Genomic DNA, 11,088 nt, shown 5'->3' with positions numbered 1-11,088 from the left:
GAGCGGTCACACCCGGCATCCGGATGCCGGCAAGGCCGCGCGGCAGCACGTACACGGACAGGACGAAGAGCACGCCGAGGAGCAGCGGACCGTGCCCGGGCCAGGCGCCGGCCAGCCAGTCGCGAGTGCCGACGATCAGTGCGACGCCGAGCAGGGTGCCCGCGACGGAGGTGGTGCCGCCGATCACGGCGGCGAGCATCGCCAGGGCGGCGATCTCGAAGCCGACGTCCGCGGGCGACACGTACTGCTGCGCGACCACGAGCAAGGAACCGCCGACGCCCGCGAGGGCGCCGCCGCCGATGTAGGCGAGCAGCAGATAGCGGGAGACCGGGTGGCCGCTCGCGCGCATGCGCGCCTCGGCGCTGCGGGCGCCGGTGAGCAACTGCCCTGCCCGGCTTCGGAGTACGAGCACAGTGGTGATGAGGACGGCGGCGGCTGCGGTGAGCACGTAGTGGTACGTGCCGACTTCGTCGCTCAGGGCCTCGGCACCCCACAGCGGACGGGTCGCGGGGAAGCCGAAGAAGCCGTCGGTGCCGCCGGTGACGGACGTCATCTGAGCGACGGCGGTGCGCGTCAGCTCGCCGATCGCGAGGGTGATCATCAGGACGGTGACGCCCCTGGCCCGGATCACCGCGGGTCCCGTGATCAGTGCGAAAAGTGCCGCGGCGGCGCCGGCCAGGGCGAGTTGTACCGGGCCCACGGTCGCGAAGCCCTCGTCGGCGGCGATCGCGGTGACGTACGCGCCGACGGCGAAGGGCGCCGTCTGGCCGAGCACCGGAAGGCCCGCGTAGCCCGTCAGGACGGTGGAGCTGACGGCGACCAGGCCGAGGGCGAGGGCGTAGCCGGCCAACGAGAGGGTGTAGGCGTCCACGATCCAGGGCGCGGCCGCGAGCAGGGCGAGCAGCAGCGCCAGGGGTGTGAGCCGACGCACGGGTGTGGGCGTGCGGTCCAGGATTCGTGACAGGGAGGCCCCGGACCGGTCCTTGGTCGCCTTGGTCGCCTTGGTCGCCTTGGTCGCCTTGGTCGCCTTGGTCGCCGCTGAGGGTGTCCGGCGTGCGGGCGTCTGCTCGGGGTGCGTCGGCTCCGGTGCCGCGGCCGCGCGCTGCGGACGCAGGATCAGTGCACCCGCCATCGCGGCCATGAGGAGGTAGGGCGCCAGGTCGGGGGCGAGCGAGACGCCCAGTGTCTGCACCTCGCCGACCGCGATCGCCGCGAGAAAGGTGCCCCACAGTGAGCGAAGGCCGCCGAGGACGACGACCACGAGAGAGAGCATCAGCACGTTCTCCGCGGTACTGGGGCCCGGCCCGATGATCGGCGCCCCGAGCACGCCGGCCGCACCGGCAAGGGCGCCGGCCGCCATGAGCACACCGGTGTGCACGAGGCGGGGGCTGATGCCGGTCGCCGCGAGCATCTGCGGGTCATCGGCGGCGGCGCGTACCGCCGCGCCCGCGCGGGTGCGGGTGAGCACCCAGGTGCCGAAGGCGGCGAGCAGCACGGCCATCACGATGAACACCAGGCGGTACGCCGGGTACCTGTGTCCGAGCAGGGACACCGAGGTGTCGAGGGCCCCCGGTACCCGTACCGGCAGTTCGTCGGAGCCGAAGACAGCGGTGAGCAGGTTGCCGCCGATCAGGGCGAGCCCGAAGGTCAGCAGCGCCTGGGCGAGATGGCCGCGTCGGGCGAGAGGTTCGGCGGCGACGGCGAGGAGCGCCCCCGCTCCGCCCGCCGCCGCCGTTCCCGCGAGCAGGCCGAGCAGCAGCCCGCCCCAGGTGCCGTCGCTCAGTTCGGCGCCCGTGGCGGCGCCGATCGCGTACAGCGTGCCGTGCGCGAGGTTCAGCACACCCGCGGTGCCGAACGCCAGGCTCAGTCCGGCGGACACCACGAACAGCAGCAGACCGTAGGCGACCCCGTCGACCGCGGGGACCAGCTGAGCGTCGAGGAGCTCCATCAGCTGCCGAGCGTCGCCAGGTCCTGGACGACGACGTTCGCCAACTGTTCGCCGTCGCGCTTCACTTGGCGCAGGTACCACTTCTGCACGGGCGAGTGGGTGGTCTTGCTGAACTCCCAGGAGCCGCGCGGGCTGTCGATCCGCCCGAGGTCGCCGACGGCCTCGTTGATGCTCTGGGACGTGATCTCCTTGCCGTCCTTGGCAAGGTCCGCGACGGCCTTGTCGATCACCGCGGCGGCGTCGTACGCGGACATCGCGTAGGTGGTGGGCGGCAGGTCGTGCCTGGCGGTCCAGTCGGCGGCGAACGAGCGGTTGGCCTCGTTGTCGATGTCGGCCGCGTAGTTGAGCACGGAGTAGATGTCCTTGGCCGCCGCGCCCTGGGCGGGCAGTGTGCCGCCCTCGGTGAGGAAGCCGGGCGAGTACAGCGGCAGGTCGGCCACGTCGGACTGCTTGTACTGCTTCACGAAGTCGATCGCGGCCTTGCCGGCGTAGAAGCAGTAGACCGCCTTGGCGTCGGTCTTGGCGATGTCGTTGAAGTACGGGGTGAAGTTGGTGGTCTTGGGGAACGGCGTCCACTTGGTCTTGCCGTCCGGGTTGGCGAGCTTGCCGTCGGCCTTGGCGAAGGCCTCGGTGAAGCCGCGCATCTCGTCGTAACCGCCCTGGTAGTCAGGGCCTATCGCGTAGACGGGGCCGTCCACCTCGTCCTTGATGTGCTGGGCGATGGCCTCGCCCGGCTCCTCGGAGAGGAAGCTCGTGGTCCAGATCCACTTCACGTCGGTCTTGGTGGGACGGCCGCCGATGGCGAGCAGGGGCACCTTGTTCTTGGTGACAAGGGGCTGGACGGCGGCGAAGGAGCCACCGCCGCCGACGCCGGCTATCACGTCGACGTTGTCCTTCTTGATGAGCTTGGTGGCGGCGGGCACCGCGGTCGGCGCCCCGTCGCCCTCGTCGGCCTGAGTCAGTTCCACCTTGCGCCCGCCGAGCTTGTTGCCGTGCGTGTCCAGGTAGAGCTGGAAGCCGTCGCGCATGTCCTTGCCGATCGCCTCGTACGTGCCCGACAACGGCACAAGGACGCCGACCTTGAGGGTGTCGTCGTCACCGCCGGAGGCCGCGCTGCCACTGCAGCCCGCGACCGCGGTCATCGCGAGGGCCAGCAGTGCGGCACCGCCCGCGCGCTTTCTGTGCCGGCCGGAGCGACGGACTGTGAGGACGTTGTTCATGACAGGGACTCCAAGGGGTGGTACGAGCGGTATGGAGGGCGTCGTGGACAGGGTCGTGGACGGGCGGGCTCGGTTCTCGGCGGATCAGTGGGCGTGCTCCGGACTGCCTGCGTCGCGGATCTGCGGGGACAGGGCGCCACCGACCTGGTCGATCAACTCCGCCATGGAATAGCTGACTTCGCCGATGTCGGCCTCGCGGGTGGTGACGACGACGAGGGAGGCGCCGCTCGAGACCGCCATCGCGAAGAGGTAACCGCCGTCCATCGCGGTGAGGCTGTGCTCCACCGGGTCGGTCCGCAGCAACTGCGCCGCGCCGGACATCAGGTTGACCAGTCCCGAGGCGATGGCGGCGAGACGGTCGGCGTCGTCCTGGTCGAGGCCCGTGAAGGCCAGGGCGAGTCCGTCGACGGAGACCGCGAGAGCGTGCGTGACTTCGGGGACTCGGCGGGCGAAGTCGGTGAGCAGCCAGTCAAGGGAACCGGCAGGTTCGGGTTGGGTCATCGCGTGCTCCCTTGTGTGCTGTCGTCGGGCGAACCGGCGGTTTGCGTGCCGGTGGTCTGCGTGCCGGTGGTACCGCCGGCGTCGGCTTTGCGGTCGGGGGAACTCCGACGTGTGCTACGGCTGATGCCTTGGGCGTAGGCCGAGAAGACGTCGGAGACCTGGCGGGAGTCCCGGCGGCGCGGCACCTTGCGGGCACGTGTCGCCGCGTCCTGCTCTCCCGCCGCCGGGCGAACTGGTGTGGGCGGCGTCGGACCGCCGGGTGCGGCCCGCTTGCGGATGGGCAGACCGGAGGCGCTCACCCCGGCGATCCTGCTCTCCACGGGGACGGCACTGCCCGGTGCACGCCCGGTCGTACCGACACCGGGTCGAGACGGCGCCGTCGCGCCCTGTTCCGCGCGCTCCGCGCGATCCGCAGGTTCTGAATCCTCTGCGTACTCCGCGGGGCGAGGGCGGAGGGCCGTGGTCAGGTGGCCACCGCTGCCCTGCGGCCGCACCGGGATCGCGGGCTGCGGCCTTCCGGCGGGTTCGAGGGCACCGCTCTCCTCGTCGTGCGAGCGGGCAATCTCGGGCTGGCCCGCTTCACCCTCGTTCGGCCCGGTGTGGTTCTCGTTCGGGCCGGTGTGGTCCCGCGCGACCACCGGACCAACGGCGCCGTGCGGCGGCGGCACGGGCGCCAGGGTGTCCGTGTCGGGTTCGGCGAGCAGTTCCTTCGGGAGCGCCACCTCGACGATGGTTCCGGGCCCGGAGGACTCACGCAGTTCGACCACGATGCCGTGCCGGGCCGCGATCCGTCCCACGACCTGCAGGCCCATGGTGTGTACGGCGCCGATGTCGGCCTGCGGGGAGGCGAGCTCGCCGTTGAGTGCCGTACGGCGCGCGTCCGGCATGCCGATGCCCTCGTCGACTATCTGGAGCACGGCCCGGTCGCGCAGGCTCCAGGCAGCCACGCCGACTTGGGTGTCGGGCGGCGAGAACCGTGCGGCGTTGTCGAGGAGTTCGGCGAGCATGTGCGCGATGTCGTCGACGACACGTGCGGCAATGGCGATCGCCGGATCGACGTGACCGAGGCTCACCCTGCCGTAATGCTCGATCTGCTGGGCCGCGGCGTAGATCACGGAGGTGCAGGGCGCATCGGCGGGGCGGACTTTGCCGCCCCCGACACCGCCGAGGACGAGAAGGTTGTTGGCGTTGTGCTCCATACGGATGGCCAGGTGGTCGAGCGCGAACAGGGTCTCCATCCGCTTGGGGTCCAACTCGTCGCGCTGCACCCTGTTCAGCTGCGCGGTCAGAGCCGAGTTGAGGCGTGCGCCGCGCCGGGCCACGGTCACCAGGGTCTCCGCGAACCGGTCGCGGGACTGGGCCTGCTCGCCCGCGAGCCGGACTGCCACGTAGTGCACGGAGTTGAACGCCTGTCCCACCTCGCCCATCTCATCGTCGGCGAGGTTCGCCAAGGGCGTGCCCGCCCGCTGGGCGATCTCGTCGGGCGTCGCCCGGCCCGCGGAGCCGAGCTGGGCGAGCTTGTGCACCTCCTCGGGCAGGCGCTTGTGCGCCACTTCGTGCGCGGCGTCACGCAGGTCCCGGAGCCTGCGGATCAGGTCGCGGCCGAGTCGTACGGCGATGAGCAGGACGGCCACCAACATCAGGACGACCAAGGCCAGTTCGGACACCGCCCACCAGGTGAGGCGGGTGCGTTCCTCGGTGACGGTGTCGAGCAGGTCGGCATCCGCCCGAAGCACCACCGACCGCAACAGTTCCTGCCGGTCGGCCATGGCGTCGGTCCAGGCAGTGCGGCTGATGGCCAGCCGCTCCCCCGCGGCGCTGCGAGCCGCTTCGGCGGCGAGTTTCTCGGCCGCCGTCGCTCTCGGCCCGGACAGCGTGCGTTCCATCCAGGTGCGCCACTGTTCAGGCCCGACTGCGGTGACGGTCTCGTACGCATCCGTGTAACCGAGCCGGGTCGCCTCGAACGTCTGGAGCGAGGCGGGCGTGAAACCGCCGTCGGAGAGCGCCCGTACGACGGCGACCTCCTGCTGGGCGACGTGCTCGGCCGCCTCCGACAGCGCGGCGGCGGCTCGGATATGGTCGGCCACCTCCGCGTTCACCCCGTCGGCCTGCGCGATGCTGTCGCGGAAGGAAACGAGGTCGGCGATGGCGATGCGGTAACCGAACGCCACGAAGGACAAGGAACCGGCACCGGAGCGCACCTGGGCGCGCAGCGACGCGATCCGGTCCAGAGACTTGTCGATCCTTTGCAGCGTCGCGTTCGTGGCGGACGGCATGGAAGAGAGCTCCGCGCGCTTCTCCCGGTAGCGGGCGACGCTCTCGTCGGTGGCCCGCGCGAGCCTCCCGAACCGCTCTCCGGACCTCTGCGCAGAGGTGACCTGCACCGAACCTTCCGCGCGTTCGCGCTGCAATCGGTACGTCAGATCACTGGCCGCTTGGGCTACTTCGATCGCCGCCTCGAGTCGGACGGCCTGGACGGCCTGTCCGGTCGACGGGGCCAGGGCCCGTCCGGCGAAGGCGACAGCTACGACGAGCGGCACCGCCACCAGCAGGATCAGGCGATGCGAGATCCTGGCGGTGCGGGCACCTCCGCCGAGCCCCTTGCTTGGTCGGAGCAGGGGTAATGACATCAAAGCGACACCTGAACTGCAGTTGGAAGTTCTAAGGGTGCGGCAGCGCAGAGAGCCAACACACCTATGTTGTAGGCGAGTTGGCCGTATCCCCCGTGCAGCGCGTGTCGATGCTAGGTCGCCCACGGGAGCGGAGGACCGCCCCGTTCGAGAAAAGACCTGATCAGAGGCGTGATCTGCGTCACATTGCGATCGTAATTGATCAACACTTTCCTGGACAATGATCACCAAACCCCTCCGCGCGAGGTCCCCGTTTCGAGCACGCGGGGTACGGAGCGGCCACCCGCAGGACGACGATCCTGGCCTGAGCTGTGGCCACCGCCACCTATCTCGACGGGCAACGTCACGCAGTGCTAGAGGCGTCGCTGGATCGCCGCCCGCACCTCGGCATCGGTGAAGCAGGTCCCTCACCTGCCGGGCGCGCCAGATCAGAAGCCGCTCGCTGGCGATTGGTGGTGGAAGCCATCCGGCAACCGCCGTTAGTGCAACCTACCTTCGGCACCGATGGCGGAGTCCGACCGCGCCAGGCCGCACTGTGGCCGTGGCACCGATCCCGCGAGATCACAGGCACCGGCATGATCCGAGCCCTCGGAGGGCACGGTTGCCTGCGTGCGGACAACAGAAGAGAACACGGAAACAGCCGAATTCATAGCGGCCTCAATGGAGTTGACCGGGTTCAACAGCGAGGCGTTATGGTCGACCGGCCTGGTGGAGCGGTACCGGACCGTGGCCATCGAGCAACTCGGCCCGGCCCGGTTCGAGCGCCTGCTCCAGGAGGCAGGACAACCGCGCGGCCGGCGGAACGTCCAGGGTGACTGGGACGACTGGGACGACGGTCTCCTCGACGCCGCCCGCGCGGTGACCCAGCTGTGGTACACGGGCAGTTGGCCCGGCCCGCCGCCCTTCGTGGTCTCGCCGCACGCCTACGCGCGGGGCCTGGCCTGGACGGCGGCGGGGCTCGCGGCGCCCGCCACCGCGCCTGCCGGGTACGGCAGTTGGGGCCATGCTCCGGCCGGAGAGAGCGCATCGTGACACCGCGGTACGACGTGATCGTCGTCGGCGCCGGGATAGCGGGGTCGCTGATCGCGCGGCACCTCGGGGACCAGGGGCGCCGTGTGCTGGTCCTGGAGGCCGGGGCGCGCGCCGCCGACCCGGACCAGGGCAACCGGGACGCGCTCGCCACGTACTTCTCGGCGTCGGCGAAGGTGCCGGGCTCCGCCTACCGGCCACAGCCCGCCGTCCCCTGGCCCGAGGTCACCGACCTCACCGGCACGGACGCCGCACCGGGTCCGGGCTTCCGCACAGCGGGCCATCTGCCGCAGAACGGCCCGCTCCCGTACGCCAGCGGCTACGTACGGGTCAACGGCGGCACCGGCAATGTGTGGACGGGGCTCGCGCCCCGCATGCTGCCGGAGGACTTCGACACCGAGTCCTTCGGGTACGGGCGCCGCTGGCCGCTCGACTACGCCGACCTGGAGCCGTACTACCGGGCGGCCGAGGGCGAGTTGGGGGTGTCGGGCGACGCCGCGGAGCAGCGCGCCCACGCGGGGCTTCCCCTGCCCGACGATTACGCCTTCCCCATGCAGGCCCTGCCCGCCAGCCACCTGGACCGGCTCCTCGCGGCTCAGCTGGACGGGCGGCACGTCAAGGACCCGGTCTCCCTTGACTCGGTCGCGCTGCGCGTGGTCGGCACCCCGCACGCCCGCAACGGCGTCCCCAACCCGGAGTACGACGGTGGGCGCGGCTACGTCCCACGCGGCGAGCACGGGCGGGAGGACCCGGGCAACCGGTGCGTGGGCAACGCGTCGTGCATCCCGCACTGCCCCTCGTACGCGAAGTACACCCCGCTCAAGGCGCAGGGACAGTGGGGGCCTTCGGTCGCGCTCAGGGACCGGGCGGTGGTGAGCCGCGTCCTGACCGACGGAACGGGGCGGGCCGCGGGCGTTGAGTACCTCTCGTACGACGGTGTGGCGACCCGCGTCCACGCCGACGTCGTCGTCCTCGCCGCGCACACCGTGGAGAACGCCCGCCTGCTGCTCCTGTCCGGCCTCGGCACCCGCAGCGGGCAGGTCGGCCGCAACCTCATGGACCACCCGGTGCTGCTGACCTGGGGCCTGCTGCCACAGCGGGTGGGTCCCTACCGCGGGCCGGGCTCCACCTCCGGTTTCGAGGGGTTCCGCGCCGGGGCCGGGCGCCGCCTGCGCGCCCCGTTCCGCATCGAGATCGGCAACTGGGGATGGGTGTGGGCGAAGGGCCCGGTCGACGGTGACGTGGCCGAACTCGTCCGCGAACGGGGCCTGTTCGGGGCCCAGCTGCGCCGGGCCGTCGGCGACCGGATCAGCCGCCAGTTCGCCCTGCAGTTCGAGATGGAGCAGGGCGCCGACCCCGCCAACCGTGTCACCCTCCACCCCCACGAGCGCGATCCGCTCGGGCTGCCCCGGCCCCTGGTGACGTACGACCTGTCGGAGCACGTCAAGGACGGCATGGCCGCCGCCAAGGCAGTGTCCGACCAGATCTTCACGCTCCTCGGCGCCGAGGACCACACCGACTACGCCCCCGCCGCGGCCTGGCCGGGCCGCTTCGAGCACCGCGGACGCACCTACGGCTACCGGGGCGCGGGCCACGCCGCGGGCACCCACATCATGGGCGACTCCCCGGCCGGCTCGGTGGTCGACTCCTGGCAGCGCTGCTGGGACCACCCCGGCCTGTACGCCGTGGGCTGCGGCAGCATGCCCTCCGTCGCCACCTCCAACCCGACCCTGACCATGGCCGCCCTCACCCTGCGCAGCGCGCAGCGGATCGAGGCCGACCTCGCCGAGCGCGACCGCCCGGCCACTCTCACCTCGCACGCCCCGCGCACTCCGAGCACTCCGCACACCCCAGGAGCCCCCGCATGAGCCCGTTGCCCCTGCCGCCCGTCGCCGAGCCCTTCCAGCTCCCCTTTCACTACGGCGCGCTGCACCACATCGGCGTCGACTGGCTCACCGAAGCGGAGCCGGTCCGCGACCTGCTCGCCAAGCACCACCCCGCCCTCACCGCGGCCGAGTTCGGCGGCCGGGCCCTGGTCTCGTTCAACTACCAGCTGTACTTCGCGCAGTACGCGTTCGGCGGGGGCGTCACCCAGGAGATAGAGCTCAACATCATCGCCTTCCCCACCGCCGAGGCCGACCGCGTCCCCGAACTGACCTACGCGCAGTACGCGCAGGGCTGGGACCAGACGAAACTGCTCGGCATCGCCCGCATCCACGTCCTGTGCGACAACCCGTACGCGATCACAGCGGGGCGCGAGCTGTACGCGGAGCCGAAGTACCCCGGCTGGTTCGAGGTCGACCTGCCCTCCCTCAACGCCCCCGCGGGCGACACCTGGACCGTGCACTGCAAGGCCGCCGAAACCGACCGGGAAGGCGCCCTGAAGCGCGAGGACACCGAACTGGCCTCCCTCACCGTCCAGTTGGACGACCTCACCACCACCCCCGCCAACAACACCCCCATCACGGGCTACGGCACCGACACCCAGGGCCGGGCGCTCGCGGGCCCGATGAACGTCTACCAGCCCTACGCCTGGTACGACCTCAGCGCCCCGGACCTCGCCGACCGCGTCCGCCTGACCGTCCACGCCCCGGAGACCGACCTGGGCCGCGACATCCGCGCGCTGCTCCCCGACACCCCGGCCGCCGGGGCCTGGACCTACCAGTCACCTCCCGTGGCCGCCCACAACCGCCCCTACTACCTGCGCCCACACCTGGCCGAGCAATAGCCCCAGGACGCAGCGGTGCTGGGTGGGCGGGTCCGGGTCGGGGTCCAGCGCGGGGCACCCCGACCCGCCCCGCTGACGGTCGTGTTGTTGGCCTGACTCCTGCGCCGCAGCAGGGCGGGACTGCCCGTTTGCCGCCTACAGTCCGAACCGAGCCGGCGTCCTATCCGAGGAAGCTCAACCGCACCTGACGGTTGGGATTGTCTTTGTTGGTATCCACCAGACACACCGACTGCCAAGTCCCCAGCTCCAGCGCCCCGTTGAGAACCGGCAGCGTCGCATGCGGAGGCACGAGTGCCGGGAGGACGTGGTCGCGGCCGTGGCCGGGGGTGCCGTGGGCGTGTTGCCAGCGGTTGTCGGCGGGGAGGAGGGTGTGGAGAGCCGCGAGGAGGTCGTCGTCGCTGCCCGCGCCCGTTTCGATCACCGCGATTCCGGCGGTGGCGTGGGGCACGAAGAGGTTGAGGAGACCGTCGCGGCCCGCCGCCTTGACGCGGAGGAAGCGCGCGCAGTCGTCGGTGATGTCGACGACCCGCTCCGTGGTGCCGGTCGTGAGGTTCAGGACGGTGGTGGCGAAGGCATTTGGCATGCCGTCATCGTCGCGTACCCGGCGCCTCAGAGCCTGTTGAAGCGCCCGTACGTACGTCCGCTGCGTGAGACACGATTGACCGTACACGGACCGTCTCGCTACGTTCGGTGGCATGTTGCGTTCAGCGTTGCTCACCACGCGCGGTCACATCGACCTGCTGCGAGTGGCTTCCGCTGCCTGTTGTCGCGGCTGCTGACGCCCTTTCCCCCGCACTGCGTTCACCGCGTTCGCTCAGCGCGTTCGTTCTGCGCGTGCCCCGCACTTTCCGCATTCACCTCGTACGTGTGCTGTGTCCACGTGTGTGCTGAGCGCAGCTGTGCCGACTCGTACTCGTACTGATTCCTGACGCTGATTCCTGACGTCGCATGCCGTCATGCCGTCATGCCTCCATCCTCCTGGAGCCCCCGAATGACCATCAGCCATGCCCCTCCGGGCGACATTTCCGGAAT

Annotated in this window: 9 protein-coding genes; 4 read left to right on the top strand and 5 right to left on the bottom strand. The window is 71.0% G+C overall.

Annotation, left to right across the window (positions count from 1 at the left end):
- The 4 genes from GUY60_RS26345 to GUY60_RS26330 all read right to left on the bottom strand — a co-directional run.
- Positions 1-1,948: ABC transporter permease (locus GUY60_RS26345; protein WP_161702128.1), on the bottom strand; the 1,948-nt coding region annotated here is incomplete at its 3' end.
- A complete protein-coding gene (locus tag GUY60_RS26340; RefSeq protein ID WP_161702126.1) occupies positions 1,948-3,168 on the bottom strand; it encodes an ABC transporter substrate-binding protein in 1,221 nt (406 codons plus the stop codon). The genes GUY60_RS26340 and GUY60_RS26345, both read right to left, overlap by 1 nt.
- 84 nt (positions 3,169-3,252) lie before the next feature.
- On the bottom strand, positions 3,253-3,669 hold the full coding sequence (locus GUY60_RS26335) for a roadblock/LC7 domain-containing protein (RefSeq protein ID WP_161702124.1): 417 nt from the start codon (positions 3,667-3,669) through the stop codon (positions 3,253-3,255).
- A complete protein-coding gene (locus GUY60_RS26330; RefSeq protein WP_161702122.1) occupies positions 3,666-6,299 on the bottom strand; it encodes a sensor histidine kinase in 2,634 nt (877 codons plus the stop codon). The genes GUY60_RS26335 and GUY60_RS26330 overlap by 4 nt, the downstream gene beginning before the upstream one ends.
- Before the next feature lie 660 nt (positions 6,300-6,959).
- Here GUY60_RS26330 and GUY60_RS26325 point away from each other — a divergent pair.
- From GUY60_RS26325 to GUY60_RS26315, 3 genes are read left to right on the top strand one after another with little or no spacing between them, the layout of a single operon-like run.
- Positions 6,960-7,331: a hypothetical protein gene (locus GUY60_RS26325; RefSeq protein ID WP_188132927.1), complete on the top strand. Its 372-nt coding sequence runs from the start codon at positions 6,960-6,962 to the stop codon at positions 7,329-7,331.
- On the top strand, positions 7,328-9,196 hold the full coding sequence (locus GUY60_RS26320; RefSeq protein ID WP_161702118.1) for a GMC family oxidoreductase: 1,869 nt from the start codon (positions 7,328-7,330) through the stop codon (positions 9,194-9,196). Before GUY60_RS26325 ends, GUY60_RS26320 begins: the two co-directional genes overlap by 4 nt.
- On the top strand, positions 9,193-10,056 hold the full coding sequence (locus GUY60_RS26315) for a hypothetical protein (protein WP_161702116.1): 864 nt from the start codon (positions 9,193-9,195) through the stop codon (positions 10,054-10,056). Before GUY60_RS26320 ends, GUY60_RS26315 begins: the two co-directional genes overlap by 4 nt.
- 160 nt (positions 10,057-10,216) lie before the next feature.
- Here GUY60_RS26315 and GUY60_RS26310 read toward each other — a convergent pair whose 3' ends face one another.
- Positions 10,217-10,639 carry a YjbQ family protein gene (locus tag GUY60_RS26310; RefSeq protein WP_161702114.1) on the bottom strand — a complete coding sequence of 141 codons (423 nt, stop codon included), beginning with the start codon at positions 10,637-10,639 and terminating at the stop codon, positions 10,217-10,219.
- 112 nt (positions 10,640-10,751) lie between these two features.
- Between GUY60_RS26310 and GUY60_RS39995 the strand changes: the two genes are divergently transcribed.
- Entirely contained in the window at positions 10,752-10,835 is an 84-nt protein-coding gene (locus GUY60_RS39995) for a putative leader peptide (protein WP_343234701.1), read from the top strand.
- Positions 10,836-11,088 lie beyond the last annotated feature (253 nt).

This window comes from Streptomyces boluensis, assembly GCF_009908195.1.
Taxonomy (GTDB): Bacteria; Actinomycetota; Actinomycetes; order Streptomycetales; family Streptomycetaceae; genus Streptomyces; species Streptomyces boluensis.
Note: the sequence above shows the minus strand (reverse complement) of the source record. Positions and strands in the feature narration are given on the sequence as shown.